At 40.6% G+C, this 18,417-nt stretch carries 20 protein-coding genes and 1 pseudogene; 16 read left to right on the top strand and 5 right to left on the bottom strand.

The features are described from left to right. Positions 1-956: pseudogene (locus B2V92_RS00985) on the bottom strand (ribulokinase); the annotation flags it as partial. A 186-nt stretch (positions 957-1,142) separates the two neighbouring features. On the opposite strand from B2V92_RS00985, the gene B2V92_RS00980 reads away from it, so the two are divergent. Then, complete coding sequence (locus B2V92_RS00980) at positions 1,143-2,033, top strand: aminoglycoside 6-adenylyltransferase (RefSeq protein ID WP_293304014.1); 891 nt, start codon at positions 1,143-1,145, stop codon at positions 2,031-2,033. Positions 2,034-2,039: 6 nt separating this feature from the next. Next, the gene (locus B2V92_RS00975) at positions 2,040-2,570 is read left to right on the top strand and encodes a GNAT family N-acetyltransferase (RefSeq protein WP_293304012.1); all 531 of its coding nucleotides are present in this window, start codon (positions 2,040-2,042) and stop codon (positions 2,568-2,570) included. A gap of 3 nt (positions 2,571-2,573) precedes the next feature. Here the strand turns inward: B2V92_RS00975 and B2V92_RS00970 are convergent, their stop codons facing one another. Beyond that, a complete protein-coding gene (locus B2V92_RS00970) occupies positions 2,574-3,464 on the bottom strand; it encodes an alpha/beta hydrolase (protein ID WP_293304011.1) in 891 nt (296 codons plus the stop codon). A 195-nt stretch (positions 3,465-3,659) separates the two neighbouring features. On the opposite strand from B2V92_RS00970, the gene B2V92_RS00965 reads away from it, so the two are divergent. Both B2V92_RS00965 and B2V92_RS00960 read left to right on the top strand, forming a co-directional pair. After that, positions 3,660-4,475: an SDR family oxidoreductase gene (locus tag B2V92_RS00965; RefSeq protein WP_293304010.1), complete on the top strand. Its 816-nt coding sequence runs from the start codon at positions 3,660-3,662 to the stop codon at positions 4,473-4,475. Between the two features lie 108 nt (positions 4,476-4,583). Then, the gene (locus B2V92_RS00960; RefSeq protein WP_293304008.1) at positions 4,584-5,495 is read left to right on the top strand and encodes a helix-turn-helix domain-containing protein; all 912 of its coding nucleotides are present in this window, start codon (positions 4,584-4,586) and stop codon (positions 5,493-5,495) included. A 408-nt stretch (positions 5,496-5,903) separates the two neighbouring features. Here the strand turns inward: B2V92_RS00960 and B2V92_RS00955 are convergent, their stop codons facing one another. Beyond that, positions 5,904-6,815: a LysR family transcriptional regulator gene (locus B2V92_RS00955; RefSeq protein WP_293304007.1), complete on the bottom strand. Its 912-nt coding sequence runs from the start codon at positions 6,813-6,815 to the stop codon at positions 5,904-5,906. Between the two features lie 85 nt (positions 6,816-6,900). On the opposite strand from B2V92_RS00955, the gene B2V92_RS00950 reads away from it, so the two are divergent. The 3 genes from B2V92_RS00950 (at position 6,901) to B2V92_RS00940 (ending at position 9,952) form a co-directional block, all read left to right on the top strand. After that, entirely contained in the window at positions 6,901-7,869 is a 969-nt protein-coding gene (locus tag B2V92_RS00950) for an alpha/beta fold hydrolase (RefSeq protein WP_293304006.1), read from the top strand. Positions 7,870-8,009: 140 nt separating this feature from the next. Further along, a complete protein-coding gene (locus B2V92_RS00945; RefSeq protein ID WP_293304004.1) occupies positions 8,010-8,567 on the top strand; it encodes a TetR/AcrR family transcriptional regulator in 558 nt (185 codons plus the stop codon). After that, complete coding sequence (locus B2V92_RS00940; RefSeq protein WP_293304002.1) at positions 8,564-9,952, top strand: MFS transporter; 1,389 nt, start codon at positions 8,564-8,566, stop codon at positions 9,950-9,952. Before B2V92_RS00945 ends, B2V92_RS00940 begins: the two co-directional genes overlap by 4 nt. Here B2V92_RS00940 and B2V92_RS00935 read toward each other — a convergent pair. Next, positions 9,929-10,240: a hypothetical protein gene (locus tag B2V92_RS00935; protein ID WP_293304000.1), complete on the bottom strand. Its 312-nt coding sequence runs from the start codon at positions 10,238-10,240 to the stop codon at positions 9,929-9,931. The genes B2V92_RS00940 and B2V92_RS00935 overlap by 24 nt on opposite strands. A 320-nt stretch (positions 10,241-10,560) precedes the next feature. Between B2V92_RS00935 and B2V92_RS00930 the strand changes: the two genes are divergently transcribed. The 9 genes from B2V92_RS00930 (at position 10,561) to B2V92_RS00890 (ending at position 17,278) form a co-directional block, all read left to right on the top strand. Continuing rightward, complete coding sequence (locus B2V92_RS00930; RefSeq protein WP_293303999.1) at positions 10,561-11,445, top strand: retropepsin-like aspartic protease; 885 nt, start codon at positions 10,561-10,563, stop codon at positions 11,443-11,445. Positions 11,446-11,560: 115 nt separating this feature from the next. Then, a complete protein-coding gene (locus tag B2V92_RS00925; protein ID WP_293303997.1) occupies positions 11,561-12,604 on the top strand; it encodes an SDR family oxidoreductase in 1,044 nt (347 codons plus the stop codon). Between the two features lie 68 nt (positions 12,605-12,672). Beyond that, positions 12,673-13,329, top strand: coding sequence for an NAD-dependent epimerase/dehydratase family protein (locus B2V92_RS00920; protein WP_293303995.1), 657 nt, complete (start codon positions 12,673-12,675; stop codon positions 13,327-13,329). A 10-nt stretch (positions 13,330-13,339) separates the two neighbouring features. Continuing rightward, positions 13,340-14,146, top strand: coding sequence for a helix-turn-helix domain-containing protein (locus B2V92_RS00915; protein WP_293303994.1), 807 nt, complete (start codon positions 13,340-13,342; stop codon positions 14,144-14,146). Positions 14,147-14,198: 52 nt separating this feature from the next. Then, positions 14,199-14,762, top strand: coding sequence for a Crp/Fnr family transcriptional regulator (locus B2V92_RS00910; protein ID WP_293303993.1), 564 nt, complete (start codon positions 14,199-14,201; stop codon positions 14,760-14,762). A 134-nt stretch (positions 14,763-14,896) separates the two neighbouring features. Further along, positions 14,897-15,577, top strand: coding sequence for a type 1 glutamine amidotransferase domain-containing protein (locus B2V92_RS00905; RefSeq protein ID WP_293303991.1), 681 nt, complete (start codon positions 14,897-14,899; stop codon positions 15,575-15,577). Between the two features lie 114 nt (positions 15,578-15,691). Continuing rightward, on the top strand, positions 15,692-15,988 hold the full coding sequence (locus B2V92_RS00900) for a putative quinol monooxygenase (protein ID WP_293303989.1): 297 nt from the start codon (positions 15,692-15,694) through the stop codon (positions 15,986-15,988). A gap of 197 nt (positions 15,989-16,185) precedes the next feature. Then, positions 16,186-16,773, top strand: a complete 588-nt coding sequence (locus B2V92_RS00895) for a Crp/Fnr family transcriptional regulator (RefSeq protein ID WP_293303987.1) — start codon at positions 16,186-16,188, stop codon at positions 16,771-16,773. Positions 16,774-16,855: 82 nt separating this feature from the next. Continuing rightward, positions 16,856-17,278 carry an OsmC family peroxiredoxin gene (locus B2V92_RS00890; protein WP_293303985.1) on the top strand — a complete coding sequence of 141 codons (423 nt, stop codon included), beginning with the start codon at positions 16,856-16,858 and terminating at the stop codon, positions 17,276-17,278. Positions 17,279-17,615: 337 nt separating this feature from the next. Here B2V92_RS00890 and B2V92_RS00885 read toward each other — a convergent pair whose 3' ends face one another. Then, entirely contained in the window at positions 17,616-18,203 is a 588-nt protein-coding gene (locus B2V92_RS00885) for a DUF308 domain-containing protein (protein ID WP_293303983.1), read from the bottom strand. Between the last annotated feature and the right edge of the window lie 214 nt (positions 18,204-18,417).

The raw sequence follows: 18,417 nt of genomic DNA, 5'->3' as shown, positions 1-18,417 counted from the left end.
CAGATACCATTGATCAGTTTTCCATGTAAATCTTCATTAGGGGCCACCAGGATATCGCAGGTACTAGTGCCCATTACCTTACTCAGGTAATAAGGTTCTATCTGACCGCCAACGGCTCCCATGTGTGCATCAAATGCACCTACACCAATAACCACACTGGTATTTAAACCCAATTTTGTGGCCCATTCTTCACTCAACGTACCGGCAGAAATATCAGAAGTATAGCTATCTGTAAATAATTTTTCCCTAAAACCTGTTAAAAGCGGATCCAGACTGCTAAAAAAATCTTCAGGCGGTAAGCCATTAAACTCCTCTGCCCAAAGTGCTTTATGTCCGGCAGCGCAGCGGCTCCGTTTCATGTCTTTAATGTTGTTTCCTCCACAGAGTAAAAAAGGGATCCAGTCGCAATGTTCTACCCACGATGCCGTACTGTTTTTAACAGCAGTATCGATCCTTAAAATACGTAACAGCTTAGACCAGAACCATTCAGAAGAATAAATCCCACCCACATATTTTAGATAGTTTACCGGAAATTTAGTGGCATGTTCGTTAATCTCGGCCGCTTCTTTAACAGCGGTATGATCTTTCCAAAGCACAAACATAGCGTTTGGATTCTCTTCAAAACCAGGCGTTAAGGCCAAAGGCGTTCCACTCGCATCAACCGCTACAGGACTGGAGCCGGTTGTATCAACCGAAATACCTTTCACCAAATGTGCAATTTCTTCACCTCCAGCTTTTGCAAGGCAATCTTTTATGGTATGGGTTAAACCCTCAATATAATCTAATGGATGCTGCCTGAACTGGTTAACAGCAGGTTTGCAATATAGGCCTTTCTGCCATCGTGGATAAAGAAAAACGGAAGCGGAAATTTCCTTTCCGTTAGCGGTGTCGACCAAAACGGACCGGACAGAATCCGTCCCGTAATCTACACCGATTACATAGTTTGCTGTGCTCATAACAATAAATAATCGTCTAATTAACGTTTATTTATTTGAAATAAAAAATTTTAGTGATTTTTTAGGTGGAATGACTTTTAATAAAAATTGATAAAACACTGTAATTTAACCATATACAACGTTTAAAACTGTATTAAAACCTAAATGCATCAAAAAAAAACTAAATTAGAGCAGAGAAAAAAAGATATGATTAAAACCAGAAATGAACAGCAAATGATGCAATTGATTATGGATGTGGCAAATCATAATCCGGAAATAAGGGCGGTTTTACTCAATGGTTCGAGGGCAAATCCAAATGTAGAGCAAGATATTTTTCAGGATTATGACATCATTTATGCAGTTAAAAATCTGGAAGTTTTTCTTAAAGACCATAGCTGGATTGATGTTTTCGGAGACCGGATGATCCTGCAAATGCCGGAAGATATGGAGCTTTATCCGCCCTCGCCCGAAATGGAAGGAGCATTTTCTTATTTAATGCAGTTTATGGACGGAAACAGGCTTGACCTGATTTTGGTTCCAATAAGCAATTTGCACCGTTTTCTTGAAGATAGTTTGTGTAAACTATTACTGGATAAAGATGATACAATTGGTTTAAAATCACTGTTACCAGCGAGTGAACATAGTTACCTGGTAAATAAACCCACAGCCAGGGCATTTTACGATTGCTGCAACGAATTTTGGTATACCAGTGTCGGCTTAGCAAAAAGTATCTGGCGCGAACAAAGCATATACGCCAGGCAACTCTTCCATCATGTTATCCACGATGCCCTGATACAGATGATTGATTGGCATATTGGATTCCGGTATCAGTTTTTGGTAAACCCTGGCAAATACGGAAAGTATTATAAACAATATCTTGAATCAGATCTGTACAACGAGCTTATAGAAACCTATCGCAATGCCGAACTTCCTGAATTATGGAATGCCTTATTCTTAACGGTCAAACTCTTTCAAAAAGTGGCTAACAATGTTGCCGAACAGCTCGGTTTATCATATCCGTTAACAGAACAACAATACATTACTGAATATTTACAGCATGTTAAACAGCTTCCTAAAAATGCTAAACAAATATATTAACCGAATATGATAACCATCAGAAACCTCGAAAAAACGGAACTAAACCGCATCAGCGAAATCGATCGCTCAGAGGAAATTTTTGAGCTTTATCGATTTTCTGATCATCAGCTAAAACTCGTACCACACCATGAAAGCGTTGCAGGCTTTGAAGAAAATGAGTTAGAAACCATTATTAGCCGGCAGCGTAAGCTCTTAGAAACCAGCGGAAAGGTATTTGGAGCTTTTGATGATGAAAAACTGATCGCTGTGGCTTCAGTCGAAAATAAAAAAAGAGGTTTACTGCAACACTATTGTAAAATGGATATTCTTTATGTGAGCAACAATTACCAGGGAAAAGGGATTGCCAGCCAGATGGTAGATGCCTGTAAACTGGCCGCCAAAAATTTTGGGGCAGATAGATTGTATATTTCTGCCACACCGACCAAAAATACCGTCGATTTTTATTTAAAAAGGGGAGCAGTACCGGTAACCGAATTAGATCAGGAGCTATTCGCAGAAGAACCTGAGGATATTCATTTAGAACTGAAAATAGACTAATAATTACTCTTTTGCAGTTACCGGATACAAAAACCTAAACGAATTGGAAACGGCCTGATGCAAAATAGTTGCATGATTCTCCCGCGGTAAATAATCAAAATACAACTTTATATTTTTATTCTTCGTTTCCTTAATTTTTTCGGCCAAAAGATTGGCATCCACTTCCATTACCCTGGGTATTTCAGTAGGGGTAAGTCCTTCTTTACCTACGGCGATATAAACCTGTGTTGGCTGGTCAAAACTGCTTTCTGCAATTTTTGGTTTTTCGTTTAGCAACGAACCATTGTTCCACCATAAACTGGGGCTAACAATTACGTAGTTATTAAATAACGAAGGTTTTTTAAACAACATTTCGGTAATCAGCAAACCGCCTAACGATTGGCCGATGATGGTTTTACTACCGTTTGTTTTATACTGTTTTTCAATAAAGGGTTGTAATTCATTACCGATAAATGCCATAAACCGATCGGATTGCCCCGTGGTAGGAAACCTTTTTTTGTCTGCTTCAATGGTGGTAGGAAAAGTAAAATCCCTTCTGCGATCTACCGTTGCAATCCCAACCACAATCGATTTCGGCACCTGGTTTATCCATTCGAAACTATTAAACTGCACAAGCCCAACCACATGGATAAAATCTTCGTCAGCAGAGCCATCCAGCAGGTAAATTACTGGATACCTGGTTGTATCGTTCTGTTTATAACCCTCGGGGAGGTATATGTTCAAAATTCTTTTCTCGGCTAATTCTTTTGATTGTATTTCGCGTACCACACCAAGCACAAAAGGTTTAGCTACAGCAATTTCTTTTTGTTTTTTTGTTTGCGCTGAAGCGGATAGGCAACTTATGATCAGCGCTATAATAAAAAATGCTTTACGTGTATAAACCTGTTGTGTCATTAAGATGGGTATTTGGCCGAAAATTAGCAATTCTCTGCCCAAAAACCGCAAATTTCTTTAAAATCATTAGCACAAGATCAATATTGTGGTGTCTGATTCAAAATCCGTAAAAAGCATACAACATCCCCGAATTAGTATTATTTAGGGATGGCCGTTGCTGCAGACCTTTACACCATCATTTAAAAATTTAAAAAGATGGACAAAACAATTTTAATTACAGGCGCAAGCACAGGTATTGGCGCTGCAACTGCCAAATTATTTCAATCAAAAGGCTGGAACGTAATTGCTACCATGAGAAATACGCAAAATGGGGCAGAACTGGCTTCATTAAACAATGTACTGGTAACCCAACTCGATGTGCTGGATCTGGCTTCGATTGAAAGGGCAGTAAATGAAGGTATCCGGAAATTTGGAAAAATTGATGTGTTGCTCAACAATGCCGGTTATGGGGCTTACGGCACTTTAGAATCTTATCCGAGGGAAAACATCATCCGCCAGTTTAACACCAACGTAATCGGACTGTTAGATGTGACCAAAGCACTGCTGCCACATTTCCGCACTAATAAAAATGGAACCATCATCAATATTTCATCTATCGGTGGCAAAATGACTTTCCCTTTGGGCAGTTTGTACCATGGAACCAAATTCGCTGTAGAAGGTATTTCCGAATCGCTTAGTTTTGAGGTGGAACAATTTGGCGGCAAAGTAAAAATCGTAGAACCAGGTGCTATTGCTACTGATTTTGCAGGCCGCTCTTTCGATTTTAGCAATAATGAAAGCCATACCGAATACCAGGCCATGGTTTGTAAGGTGATGACTGCTCTGCCTGCCTTATTCGAACATGCATCGCCTGCCAGCGTGGTTGCTGAAGTAATTTATGAGGCGGCTACTGATGGTACCGATCGATTAAGGTATGCAGCAGGAGAGGACGCCAAGGTGATCATTTCGAACCGCGAACAAGCCGATGACCAAACATTTATAGGTGCAATGAAAGCACAGTTTGGACTTTAATTTTTATTTCTTCCCAATAATTTCCATAGCGGAGAATACCATCACGATCATGTTATTCTCCGCTATTTCCCCAAAAAAACACCATATTTACCATTACGATTAAGCATTATGAGTTTATTTATCCATTTGCAGACTGTTTCGGACGTATTTAAGTTTTTTCAGCTGGATCAAACCATTCATCATCCGCTCATTGCTGTAGTAGATTTTAGCAAAGTAAACGAACAGATCAATGGTGAAACGAGGATCTCGGCAGATTTTTATACCCTGATTTTCAAAAATTACAACAGGAACAACATCAAATATGGACGCAAACTCATCGATTTTCAGGATGGAAGTTTAATCTGTATGGCACCTTCGCAAATCCTCGAACTGGACAATGACGTGGAAGAATCGCCCCAAATGATGGGATGGGGCCTATTTTTCCATCCGGATCTGATCAGGGCAACTTCATTGAACGAGAAGATGAATGATTACAGTTTCTTTTCTTATGAAATGTCTGAATCGCTCCATCTTTCAGAAAAGGAAAAACAGATCCTATATGAAACCATAACAAAAATTGATACCGAACTACAGGAGAATATCGACGCGCACAGTCAGGCAATTATTGTTTCTACCATCGAACTGCTTTTAAATTATTGCTCACGCTTTTACGGCAGGCAGTTTATTACCCGTAAAAACTCCAATAACTCGGTGGTGGTGCAGATAGAAAAAATACTAAGCGGATATTTTAAAAATAACCAGTTTACAGAACAGGGCTTGCCCTCGGTAAAATTCCTGGCAGAACAGGTGCACTTATCGCCAAGTTATTTAAGCGATCTGCTTAAAAAAGAAACAGGAAAAAACACACAGGATCATATCCACTTTTATTTGATTGAAGAAGCTAAAAATATGCTTTTAAACAGTGATGGTTCAATAGCAGAAATAGCCTACAGATTGGGCTTTGAATATCCCCAATATTTCAACAAACTCTTCAAACAGAAAACCGGAAAAACCCCGGTAGAATTTAGGAGCATGAATTAAACGCTCTTGATAAGGATTTAATTTAGTTAAAATTGCAATGACCTGAGAATTCTAGCACAATAGATCTCTTCCCAAATCTTCGGGATCGAGATGACGCTAGGATAGAGAAAAACAAGCATAAAAATCTGCGGCATCCGCGTAATCTGCGGGAAACAAAAAATATAAATATGCTTTCCCTAGATAGATCTCTTCCCGAATCTTCGGGATCGAGATGACGCCTGGAGGGGAGCGTAAACCTACAAATCTGCGCCATCTCCGTAATCTGCGGGAAACAAAAAGATATACTTTCCTAGGTAGATCTCTTCCCCAATCTTCGGGATCGAGATGACGCCTGGAGGGGAGCGTAAACTTACAAATCTGCTGTATCCGCGTAATCTGCAGGAAACAAAAAATATAAATATGCTTTCCCTAGCTAACACCCTCCGCTACAGCCGGGATTGCGCCATGCACACCTGCAACATGCTCATCATAAAGACTGATAAAAGCTTTTAAAGCAGGCGAGGGTGGCACGTCTTTCCGGTAAACTAAAAGTGTTCTCATCATACCCAGTTCTTTTGGGATAGGGAAAGTTTTAATCTTCCTGTTAGTATAAAATGAAGTAATAATTTCTTTTGGTAAAAAACTAAAACCAATCCCCGATTCGATAAAGTTTACAACCCCTTCAATTGAGTTCATTACCGTTTTATGGTACTGGGAAATATTTTTACTCACTAACCACGATTCGAGTCTTGCCCTAAAAACGCAGCCCTGATCAAAAACAATCGCCTTTAACGGATTACGTTTTAACAGATCATCCAGGTTTTTACAGTCAGCTGGTACTACAGCCACAATTTCTTCATCTTTTACCTTAATCTGCTCCAGTTCAGGGATATCCAGAGGGGCGGGTACAAATGCCGCATCCAACCTGTAATTCATTACATCGCTGATCAGTGCCGAACGCATGGCCGATTTAAATTCGAGATCAACATAAGGGAATTTATGCGCCAGTTCGTTAATCAGGTCAGGACCTTTAATCGTCATCATCGTTTCCAATGCACCTATTTTGATCTGCCCCTTAACTACTTCACTTTTTCCAACGGCCCGTTTCGCCTCATCTATTAAGTGGTTTAACTGTTTGCTATAACGGATCAGGGTTTCGCCGGCAGCAGTAAGTTCTACTTTACGGTTACTTCGCGTAAATAATGCTGCGCCAAATTCCTCTTCCAGATTTTTGATCCTCGCAGTAACATTAGACTGTACGGTAAACATCGTTTCTGCAGCCCTTGTAAAACTGCCATGGTGGGCTACTGCCTCGAATAAATTAAGATCGTTGGTATTCATAAATCGTATTTTATGATAATTATAATCGATATAAATCATTTTGAACGATCAAATGTAGCATCTACTTTTGATAAAAAAAAGGAAAATGAAAAAATTAACATTTGCCGCTTTGCTGATAGTGAGCGGTTTATTCACAAATTCAAACATCATGGCACAGTTAAAAAACAACACTAAAACCCAGGCAGATAATGCCCAGTCTATCCATTACCGCAAAATAACTGCTAATGGTCAAAGTATCTTTTACCGTGAAGCAGGTCCGGCAGGGGCGCCAACGATATTATTGTTGCATGGTTATCCAACCTCATCACACATGTTCCGTGAGCTGATTCCGATTTTAATGGAAAAATACCATGTTATTGCACCAGACTTGCCGGGATTTGGTTATTCGGACGCACCAGACAGGACCAAATTTGCCTACACTTTTGATAATCTGGCAAAAACCATGCAATCGTTTATAGATGGTTTAGCACTTAAAAGGTTTGCAATTTATGTTTTCGACTATGGCGCGCCAACGGGTTTCCGCTTAGCGCTTGCCAATCCGGAGAAAATTACCGGTATTATCACCCAGAATGGTAATGCTTATGTAGAAGGTTTAAGTTCGGGCTGGAATCCGATCCAAAAATACTGGGAGAACGATACACAGGAAAACAGGAATGCATTGAAAGACATTTTTACCGCGGAAGGAACAAAGTTTCAATATTTTACAGGCGTTACCGATACCACATTAATTGCGCCCGAATCTTATACATTAGATCAATATTTTTTAGACCGTCCGGAATCTACGGAGATACAACTGGACCTTTTAAAAGATTATAAAACCAATGTGGCGTTATATCCGAAATTCCAGGAGTATTTCAGAACCCGCAAACCTAAGTTACTTGCAGTGTGGGGAAATAAAGATCCTTTCTTCCTGCCTCCGGGTGCCGAAGCTTACAAAAGGGACATTCCAGATGCTAAGGTGATACTTTATAACACAGGCCACTTTGCATTAGAAACCCATGCGAAAGAAATTGGCAGCGAAATTTTAAAATTTATGACAAGCCTGCCTAAATAAATAAGGTCGAAAGTTGGAATAAAAGTGCCTGGATTAACCCCAGGTACTTTTTTGTTCTTGGCCACATATCGGTTTGTTAAAGTATTCTAATATTTCAAATTTAATTTAGACTGGTCTGTCTAAACCTGTATTTTCGCCATGTGAAAGAAAACAACCTCAGGCAACGGCTTTTGGATACAGCCGGGCGCTTATTTTACGAACAGGGTTACAAGCAAACCGGAATTAACCAGATTATAGAAGAGGCAGCTATAGCCCGGGGCTCATTTTATTATCATTTCAGTTCTAAAGCCGAACTGCTGGCCGCTTACCTCGATCGTTTTGTAAACGATTGGTTTGTAGGAGCCGATGCTTATCTGGCCAAAATTACCGATCCAAAAGCACGTATTACCGGATTGATCGATTATCGGATAACCAATCAAAAAAAGAGAGGCTTAAGCGGCTGCGCCCTGTTAAAAGCTAATGCAGGCCTCGAAGCAGGAGATGATGAGTTGCGCCAACACATCAGAATACTTAAACAGAAAATGCACGATTATGTTGCCAAAGTTGTGGCCGCATCTGGTCACCGGCAGATCCTTTCTAACGAGGCCCTAACTGATATGGTGGTGCTACTAAGTGATGGCGGATTGGTAGGTACAGCCATTTACCACAACACAAATGATCTTGAAAAAGCAAATCTTCTTATCAGTCAATTAATATGAGCAAAACAGTTTCGCCATGGCTGGCGCTTTTAATCGTATTAACCGCTCCATTGTTATCGGTTATCGATGTATTTATTATCAATGTGGCCATACCTTCGATAAAAACCGGTGTACATGCCAGCGATGCACAGATACAACTGGTAATTGCAGGCTATCTTTTGGGGTATGCCTCATTTTTAATTACCGGTGGCAGGATGGGAGATCATTACGGGAGGAAATCCATTTTCTTTTGGGGCATGGTGGGTTTTACCATATTCTCCTGTTTATGTGGCATTTCCCAAACGGCTACCCAACTAAATATTGTACGTTTTTTACAGGGCATTAGTGCCGCATTTATGGTTCCACAGGCCATTGCTTTTATACAGGTGTTATTTACCGACCCATCTGAGCGATCGAAAGCGATAGGCTGGTTTGGTATTTCGTTGGGATTGGCCTCCATCATCGGGCAGGTTTTGGGCGGTTACTTTTCCGGAGGACATTTCTTTGTAGCAGGCTGGAGGTTAATTTTTCTTGTTAATTTACCCATTGGCCTGGTATCATTATGGGCAGCACACCGGTATCTCCCCGAAACGGTAAGGCACCAAAAAACAAAAATGGATATTACAGGTGTAGCCATATTAACACTGGCCTTGTTCAGCCTCATTTATCCGCTTATCCAGGGGCGCGAATCGGGTTGGCCGTGGTGGAGTTTTGCCCTGCTGGCATTATCGGCCTTAATATTTGCTTTCTTTTTCTTCAATCAGCGTAAAAAGAAAGCGATGGGTAAAAGCCCTTTAATTGATGAAGCGCTATTTGGTTTCCGTGATTTTAATATCGGTTTATTGGCTGTACTGTTCCATTTTATGATGCATACCTGCTACCTGTTAATGAGTGCAGTTTTTCTACAGAACGGGCTTGGTTTAAGTCCATTGGTTTCGGGTTTATATTTTGTTGCACCGGGTTTATTGTTCACCTTCACTTCAATTGCGGCTGCCAAACTGGTACCCAAATACGGCACACCGGTAATGCAGATCGGGATTGCTATTATTGTTTTAACCTTTGGTCTGCAGATTTTCTATTTTAAAAGCGGCATAGGGGGTATCACTTTATTTGTACTTCAGGCACTTTATGGTTTAGGGAACGGTTTGGTTTTACCTTCTTTACTTAATGTTACACTACGGAAAATGCCAGCCGAATTTGCGGGAGCTGCTGCCGGTATTTATTCAACGGTACAACAAACGGCATCGGCTTTGGGTATCTGTATTATCGGTGGATTGTTTTACTATATTACAGAACATACCAAAAGTACACAACTTGCTTTTCATTACGGTTTGGCCGCCGATATTGGCTGTTTGGTATTGGTTAGTATACTTTTAAAATGCCTACCCAAGAAAGTAAAATCTTAAGGCAAAAGAACCCAATACCACGCTTAAAAGGATAATATTTAAAACAGTAGCCGACCGGTTGTTGTCTGCACTGCCCGGTTCTTCGAGCTCACTGATAATTACATTAGTTCCTTTTGTGGCACCATCAACAATGCAGGTACCTTTGTAAGGCGTAGTATAGGATATGGATACCTGCTGGGGCAGATTTCCGATCACATAATCAACCGATAAAGAATAGTGCCTGCACAAATCATCATCTGTAAACTTATAATCAGTGTATACACGGGTTCCGCCGTTATACTGTATCACACATCCGGCAGGATAATCGTTGGATGCATAGGAAGACTTAACGTTTAAAAACATTAAACTAATAACCAGGGTAAAAACAAACAAACGCATAAGCAACACAATCTAGGGAGTTATTGATATCAAAATTAAGCCTATGCGTGCACACGGATGGGGGGTAAACTGATCTAATTAGGGGGCAAAATGTATATCCGCTCAAAAGATAATTGATATAAACCCATCAGTTTTATTAAAACATAAAAGTATGTTTAAAGCAAAAAAGTCTATAATATTGTAAGCAACATTACACCATCAAATCCAAAACCATTATACCTGTTTAAACAATGAAAACCTACTTCATCTGCCTGTTTGCGTTATTACCTTTCATCAGTTTCTCGCAATCGACCAATAAAAACGAAATCCCTTTCGAACTTTTACCTTCAGGGCACATTCTGGTTAAGGCCAGGGTAGATCAGGTGCAGGGGAGCTTCATTTTTGATACCGGCGCGGGCTTAACTGTTTTTACTAGAAAGTTTTTCGATCAGCTTAAACATACCAAAAAAGAAGATGGCGGTTATACTGCTTTCAGGGCTACTGGAGAACGTATTGATATAGACCTTTATCACGTTCCGGATTTCGAAATGGGCAATTTTAAAAAGGCTGAAGAAGAAATCAGTTATGTGGATGCAGATTTTGGCGGTGTAGATGGGATTATATCCTTAAAGTTTTTGGAAGCAAAACCTTTTACCATCGATTTTGAGAAAAAAGTACTGCGGATCGAATCACCTGCTTCGTTGGCCACAATCAAAAAAACCGCTAAAAAACTTCCCATTCAATTGGAACAGTCGCGAGGAAAATCATTAACCATTTTTTCTTATTTCAAAATTAACGATAAACTGAATTTACAGATTTCGCTCGATGCAGGTGCCGGAAAAGATGTTTACAGGCTTAACCCTAAATACCTTAAAGCGCTAGATGTAGATGTTACAGACAGCACCAAAGTGAAAAAAGTACAGAGAAAGAGTGAAATCGATGAAAAGTTTGTTTCGAATATTTATGCCACACGTTTAAACAGCATTGCCGCTCAAAATGAAGCCAGTATAACTACCAAAGATTTTCCGGTACAATTTGTAGATGGTTTAATTTACGATGGTATTATGTGGATCAACTGGCTGGGAAAAAGGATAACTTTCGATCTTCAGGATGAAATGTTGCTGATAGAACGTTAAATATTAGACAAAATACCTTCTGAACCGCGACCTTTAAACAAAGTGAAATCGGTCTTTTAAACAAAGTAGCGAAAAAATATTCGATCGATATTTGTTGTATCAAATCATTAATCAGATGACAACAGATTCGAATAACGAAAAATTGGTACTGGTAACCGGAGGTTCTGGTTTTATCGCAGTACATTGCATATTACAATTATTAAATGCAGGTTATAGGGTGAGAACCACCCTCAGATCGCTTGGCCGCGAAGCCGAAGTAAGGGCCATGTTGCGCGAAGGCGGTGTTGAGGCCGGCGACCGCTTATCGTTTATAGCAGCAGAACTAGGCTCCGATACCAATTGGAGCGAAGCAGTAAGTGGCTGTACGTATATTTTACACGTGGCTTCGCCAACCCCGATAAACGTTTATAAACATGAGGATGAAATGATCATCCCTGCCCGCGAAGGCGTACTCCACGTATTACGTGCCGCACGCGATGCCGGCGTTAAACGTGTAGTGCTTACCTCGGCAGTTGGTGCAATTGTTTATGGCCACAAACCACAAACAAAGCCCTTTACCGAAGAAGACTGGACAGATACCACTGGTAATGTTCCTGCCTATCAAAAATCGAAAACACTGGCCGAACGGGCAGCATGGAACTTTATCGAAAAGGAAGGCGCAGGGTTAGAACTTTCAGTAATCAATCCAGTTGGCGTTTTGGGTCCCGTGTTAAGTGCAGATTATTCGCACTCCATCCACTTTCTGCAGAACATATTAGAAGGCAAAATGGCCGGAAGTCCGAAAGTAAACTCGTCTTATGTTGATGTACGCGATGTTGCCGATCTTCATTTAAGGGCTATGACAGATCCCGCTGCTAACGGACAGCGTTTTATTGCCACCGCAGGCGAAAGTATCTGGATGGTAGAAGTGGCCAAAATACTTAAAAAGCATGTAGGCACATTGGGAGAAAAAATAAGTACCAAAGAGTTACCCAATACTTTGGTAAGGGTTGCCGCTTTAACAAATCCAACAGCAAAAGCCGTTATCCCGTTTCTTGGTCTTGTGATGAACACCACTAATGAAAAAGCGGTAAATTTATTAGGCTGGAAGCCACGTACAACCGAAGAAGCAATTGTAGCTACTGCCGAAAGCCTGATCCGTTTAAAAATTGTGAAGTAATTTTATTAAATTAAGGTCAGTTAGCCATTATTTGGTCATGGTGCGGGGCAAGCATTAAAAAAATCGTTATGAAAGTTATCCTTACAGGTGCAACCGGCTTTTTAGGTCAGGAGGTTTTAAAACAGCTACTTGCCGATGCAACAGTCACCGAAGTGGTATCGCTGGTTCGGAGAAGCGCAGGTTTTAACCATCCCAAATTAAAAGAACTGGTCCTGAAAGATTTTTTAAACTATAGTGATGTTGCCCGGCACCTTAAAGCCGATGCCTGTATCTGGTGTTTGGGTGTGCCGCAATCGGCAGTTAGCGAAACGGAATACATTAAAATCACCTACGATTATGCTTTATACGCCGCAAAGGAATTATTAGACTTAAATCCGCAACTGCGTTTCTGTTTTGTAAGTGGAGCCTCGGCCAGTCAGGAAGAGAAAGGAATTTCGTTACAGGGCAGGATCAAGGGGCGTACCGAAAAGGCTTTGGCTTTGCTGGGCAATACTGTTTATCTGTTCAGGCCGGCGTTTATCAAACCGTCTGAGCCTCATTACAAACGACCGCTTATACCAACCATTGCCAGGTACATCACCAATATACTCGATCTGTTTTCGGAAAAATTCAGTATAGATGTGGCTACTTTGGCCAACTGCCTGATCTGTATAGCTAAAAACGGCACGGACAAACAATTACTGAACAATATCGACATCCGTCATTATCAGGATAAATTTCATTAATTTCAACCATATGGAAGCATTAACCGCTACCAACGTACCGGAAATATTTATATCCTGCAAAAAAGAAGCGCATTATAGCCGCGAACTGATCCTCCCAAATCCTGCTTTGGTAAGGGTAATATCCGGTGAGGTGAAAATAGCTGCTGCCGACCAAAATTATAGTTTCTATGCAGGCGATACCATTCTTTTCCCCCGCAATCAGCTGGGCAGGATGAGTAAATTACCGCTAAACGGCGAACCCTGCATTGCGGTATCAATTGTATTCAGAAAAGAGATATTACACCAGTTTTATACGGCAAATCCGGTTGAAGTGCCTGTATCTCCAACCACCGGTTTAATAGAGTTTGACGATCATCCGCTACTCGAAAGCCTTTTTAGCTCTTTAACACCTTACTTTAAACTAGCCGATGCTTTACCGCCCGATCTTGCTACCTTCAAAATTGAAGAAGCCATAAGGATACTGCGTGCTATTGATAATAATGCAGATCAGTTGTTGGGTCAGCTTGAAGAACCCGGTAAAATAGACCTGATGGATTTTATGGAGAAAAATTTCATGTTTAACCTGCCCGCAGCAAGATTTGGTTACCTAACGGGCAGAAGCCTCACCACATTTAAACGCGACTTTAAAAAAGCATTTAACAGCACACCCGAAAAGTGGCTTACCCATAAACGCCTGCAACTGGCGCACTACCTGATATCCGAAAAAAAGAAAAAACCATCAGACGTTTATTTCGATGTGGGTTTCGAAAATCTGTCGCATTTTTCTTTTGCTTTTAAAAAGCAGTTCGGCTACAATCCTACTGCAGCATTGGCTTAAAATAATTGCCGATTGATCTCCATCATATAGATTTTTAGTAAGTTTATTGGCGATGGACAGATTAAGAAAGCACATTGAAGAAATTGTTGAACTTACCGACGCTGAATACGAACGCATTAAAAGTTTTTTCACCTTACGCAGGATAAAAAAGAACCAATACCTGTTGCAGGAAGGGGATCAGGCCAGGTACGAGTTTCTGGTATTATCGGGTATTTTCAGGATGTTCTACCTCAACGAAGAAGGGAAGGAGTACATTATACAATTTGCCGGTCCAAACTGGTGGATGACCGATTACCAGGCTTACTTTTATCAGAAAAACACCACCCTCCATATTCTTTGTATGGCAGATGCCGAAGTATTGTGCACCACCCTTGAAGGCAGGGAAACCTTAGCGGCCGAACTCCATAAAATGGAACATTTTTTCCGCGTTAAACTTACCAATGGTTATGTTGCGCAGCAGCGCAGGATTATTTCATTGCTTTCGGGTACGCCACAACAACGTTACGAGGAATTTGGGCAATTGTATCCGCACCTGATGCAAAAAATACCAAAGAAATATATAGCCGAATACCTCGGTGTAAGCCGCGAAACCTTAAGCCGCCTTTATTCAGGCTAAACCAGTAAGAGTGTGATCCCGGTCACACTTTTTTTGTGCGTTGGCTCCTCCTTTTGATATAGCCCCCTGGTGCAACTTTGTGATGTAAATAAAACAACAATCAACAGATTTTAAACATCACAAAAATTAAGGTTATGAAAAAGCAAGTTTTAATCATCGTTTCCAATGCAAATGTTATCGGTAGCCATAATAGAAGAACAGGTACCTTTTTACCTGAGGTTGCACATCCTTATGCCGAATTCGAAAAAGCAGGTTACCAGATCGATTTTGCCAGTTTATCAGGCGATACCCCATACCTGGATGCCCTGAATCTGGCCGATGATCCCGACAATCTTAAATTTTTAACCGGTAAAGGCTGGGCAGATATGCAAAAGGCTGCTAAGCTGGAAATGATAAACGTAGGCACTTACGATGCCATATTTATACCCGGGGGATTGGCTCCAATGGTTGATATGCCCGAAGCCCCTTTGTTAAAACAGGTAATTGCCGCAGCTTACGAACGCAATGCCGTAGTTGGCGCCGTTTGTCATGGTCCGGTTTCATTGCTCAATGTAAAATTAAACGATGGTTCTTATCTGGTAAATGGTAAAAATATCGCTTCCTTTACCACAGAAGAAGAAGACAATTATGCCAGGGCAGATGTTCCTTTCGATCTCCAAACGGCCTTAACCACTCAGGGTGCAATTTTCCATGCCGCAGCCCCATGGTCGGCCAATAGCATTGTTGATGGCAACATCGTTACCGGACAAAATCCCGCATCAGCAAAAGGGGTAGGTGAAAAGATTGTAGCCTTGTTAGAAAGCACAAACGCTTAATTATTGACATACATCATTCATTAATTCAATCATTTATTCATTCATTAATTCAATCATTTACCCATTCTTTAATTCAATTATTTATTCATTCATTCTTTAATCCAATCAATAAAAATGAAAAAGCAAAGCATACATGTATTCGCCAAATGGCAGGTAGCAGTAGGAGAACTCGATAAGGTATTGGCCTATTTACCCCAACTTGCCGAAAAAAGCAGGGCCGAAGCAGGCAATTTATATTACAAAGTTTATCAGGATAATGCTGATCCGGACATGCTGTTACTTAACGAGGCTTATCGCGACGAAGAAGCGTTAAATGCACACCGTAACAGCGCACACTATCAGGAAATTGTTGTAACTAAAGTTCTTCCTTTGCTAAAAGGGCGGGAGGTAAGCTTAACACACGAATTATAAGAAAATAATTCTAGCAAAAACACATTATTAAAAGGTGATCAGGTATCTATCCGGTCATCTTTTTTTGTTTTATGCCAACTTGTAACGTAATTTTAACTTAAGTGAAAATTTCACAGTACATTAATCCCGAACTTTAACCTGTTTTATCGTTTTTGGAACAATGCGATATAAATTTTGATCATTACCGATATCCCACCATGGACAACAAAAACGAAATATTAACCCGACACCTTAAAAATTTTGCCTCTTTAACCGATCAGGATATTACAGAAAGCCTGCCTTTATGGAAACCCCGGAAAATTGCGAAAGGCGATTACTTTAATATGCAGAGCATGGTATGTAACGATCTTGGTTTGGTGGTAAAAGGGATATTCCGCATTTTTTACCGCGATCCGGAAGGTGGTGAGGAAAAAAACCTGTTCTTTTTTTCGGAAAACCAGTTTGTAGTTTCTTTCAGGAGTTTTATTTCCCGAAATCCCTGCTGGTATTTTATCGAAGCCATGGAAGATTCGGAGATCATCTTTATTTCCTACCGCGATTTAAATGCTTTATACGAAAGAAACCTGAACTGGGGAAAGTTTGGCAGGTTACTGGCCGAAACCTTTTTTGCTTATGCACAATCGCGTACCGAAGAGTTTATTTTCTTCTCGCACGAGCAAAGATTCCTCAGGTTACTGGAAGAGCATCCCAATATTGTTGAGCGTATTCCGGCTTATCATATCTCTTCATTTCTGGGCATCACCAATCCATCATTAAGCCGTATCAGAAAGCGTATCAACAGATAAACCGTTAATTTCTCAGGTTTTAACTTAGGTGAAAAAAACATCGGTTCTTTAAGCAGAATTTTGGATTATAAAATTCAACATCATGAAAAGAACAGCGAAAGCTTTTTGGCATGGCGACCTTAAGTCGGGCGCTGGCCACCTAAGTACCCAGAGCGGTGTACTTAACGAAACACAATATTCCTTTAACACCCGTTTTGCAGATGGCATCGGATCAAACCCCGAAGAATTGCTGGCCGCAGCACATGCAGGCTGTTTTACTATGGCTATTGCTTATGCTTTATCGCAACAGGGTTTTACACCCGGCGAATTAAATACCAATGCCGTAGTAACATTGGATATGGCAAAGGGAGGCATCAGCCAGATCAACCTCGAACTTCAGGCTACGGCAATAGAAGGCGTATCAGCCGAAGAATTCGAAAAACAGGCTTTCCTGGCAAAAGAAAATTGCATAATTTCTAAAGCACTGGCAGGTATCCAGATCGAACTGACTGTTAACTATCATTAGTAAATTATTTGCTTTTGTAATTAAACGTCGATCATAAAGGCGAAAAAGGCCATCATTGTAATGATGGCCTTTTTATTGATTTAACTGTTTTAATAATCATTATTTTTATACCATATGAGACATTTAAGGATCATATAAGCTTACATGTTCTTATATTCCTTAAATGATGGGGCTTTGCAAGTAGAATGTGTAATTGAAAGAACATTTAGCAAGAGTTTAGATGTTCTCAAGTAGCCAAGGTGGTAAATCAAATAGCTAACGCTTTATTTTTTCTGACCACCTAAGCCAGCTTAGTTCACCTGAGTTTTGCCAGGCTCACACTACAACCCCTAATACCTTAAACATTAACCGTTGCGGTTTTAATTGTTTTCGATAACCTGAAAGCGGTAAGCAAAAAATAAAAAGCACCAAAAGCAGAATAACCGGCCAATGTGGTAATGCCCTGGTTCGGCTGATGCGCCATGGCAATAAAAGCACCACCTGCCAGCATTGATTGTGCTCCGCTGATGATCATTGGCCATTGTCCGCCCAATTGTTTCCGGCGGCGTAAACCTAAAATAAGCTGGATTAAACCTGTTAATATCGCCCATACCCCAAATACAATTAATGCTTCGGGTATACCTTTCTGCAGGGTAAGTGTTACTCCTAAGGTAGTGGCAATACTGATTACTGCATTAACATATTGCGGCGTTTTATCGGTAGCAGGATTTGCCTGGATATCGAAATAGGTAGCAAGCGCATCCCACGCAGGGTAAATAATAAATAGCACCGTTGCAATGCCTGTATTGCTTTTCGCCAGGACAGCTACCAGCACTACCCAGATAATGGAAAAACCGGCACGTGTAAAATATAGTTTCTGTAATAACCGGGCTGTTTGTAATGCTCCACCCTGAGGGCTCAAAGCAGATTGATTTGTTGATGTCATGATTATATTCTTTTTAATGTGTGGATCAAAGTTCAGGTTTACAGGCTTAGCGGTTTTTCACTTAAGTTAAATTTCTTAGTTGTTTATAAAAATCTCCGTGATAATCTTTGTTTCCGTGACTGATATGGCGTAACATATTTTTAAACTCCGTACCATCATTTGGAGCGCAGTTGCAGTGCCGGTCGGTTCCGGTATTCCCGCTTTCCTTCCTGCC

Source organism: Pedobacter sp. UBA5917 (assembly GCF_002432345.1).
GTDB lineage: Bacteria > Bacteroidota > Bacteroidia > Sphingobacteriales > Sphingobacteriaceae > Pedobacter.
The sequence above is the reverse complement of the archived record's forward strand: the minus strand, read 5'-3'. Positions and strand labels throughout refer to the sequence as shown.

Excerpts from the sequence above, each read along its gene's own strand:
- B2V92_RS00925 (WP_293303997.1), top strand. The coding sequence starts at position 11,561 with ATGACAACAGATTCGAATAACGAAAAATTGGTACTGGTAACCGGAGGT.
- B2V92_RS00920 (WP_293303995.1), top strand. The coding sequence starts at position 12,673 with ATGAAAGTTATCCTTACAGGTGCAACCGGCTTTTTAGGTCAGGAGGTT.
- B2V92_RS00970 (WP_293304011.1), bottom strand. The coding sequence starts at position 3,464 with ATGACACAACAGGTTTATACACGTAAAGCATTTTTTATTATAGCGCTG.
- B2V92_RS00915 (WP_293303994.1), top strand. The coding sequence starts at position 13,340 with ATGGAAGCATTAACCGCTACCAACGTACCGGAAATATTTATATCCTGC.
- B2V92_RS00895 (WP_293303987.1), top strand. The coding sequence starts at position 16,186 with ATGGACAACAAAAACGAAATATTAACCCGACACCTTAAAAATTTTGCC.
- B2V92_RS00885 (WP_293303983.1), bottom strand. The coding sequence starts at position 18,203 with ATGACATCAACAAATCAATCTGCTTTGAGCCCTCAGGGTGGAGCATTA.
- B2V92_RS00950 (WP_293304006.1), top strand. The coding sequence starts at position 6,901 with ATGAAAAAATTAACATTTGCCGCTTTGCTGATAGTGAGCGGTTTATTC.
- B2V92_RS00930 (WP_293303999.1), top strand. The coding sequence starts at position 10,561 with ATGAAAACCTACTTCATCTGCCTGTTTGCGTTATTACCTTTCATCAGT.
- B2V92_RS00955 (WP_293304007.1), bottom strand. The coding sequence starts at position 6,815 with ATGAATACCAACGATCTTAATTTATTCGAGGCAGTAGCCCACCATGGC.
- B2V92_RS00975 (WP_293304012.1), top strand. The coding sequence starts at position 2,040 with ATGATAACCATCAGAAACCTCGAAAAAACGGAACTAAACCGCATCAGC.
- B2V92_RS00965 (WP_293304010.1), top strand. The coding sequence starts at position 3,660 with ATGGACAAAACAATTTTAATTACAGGCGCAAGCACAGGTATTGGCGCT.
- B2V92_RS00890 (WP_293303985.1), top strand. The coding sequence starts at position 16,856 with ATGAAAAGAACAGCGAAAGCTTTTTGGCATGGCGACCTTAAGTCGGGC.
- B2V92_RS00940 (WP_293304002.1), top strand. The coding sequence starts at position 8,564 with ATGAGCAAAACAGTTTCGCCATGGCTGGCGCTTTTAATCGTATTAACC.
- B2V92_RS00905 (WP_293303991.1), top strand. The coding sequence starts at position 14,897 with ATGAAAAAGCAAGTTTTAATCATCGTTTCCAATGCAAATGTTATCGGT.
- B2V92_RS00900 (WP_293303989.1), top strand. The coding sequence starts at position 15,692 with ATGAAAAAGCAAAGCATACATGTATTCGCCAAATGGCAGGTAGCAGTA.
- B2V92_RS00960 (WP_293304008.1), top strand. The coding sequence starts at position 4,584 with ATGAGTTTATTTATCCATTTGCAGACTGTTTCGGACGTATTTAAGTTT.
- B2V92_RS00980 (WP_293304014.1), top strand. The coding sequence starts at position 1,143 with ATGATTAAAACCAGAAATGAACAGCAAATGATGCAATTGATTATGGAT.
- B2V92_RS00910 (WP_293303993.1), top strand. The coding sequence starts at position 14,199 with ATGGACAGATTAAGAAAGCACATTGAAGAAATTGTTGAACTTACCGAC.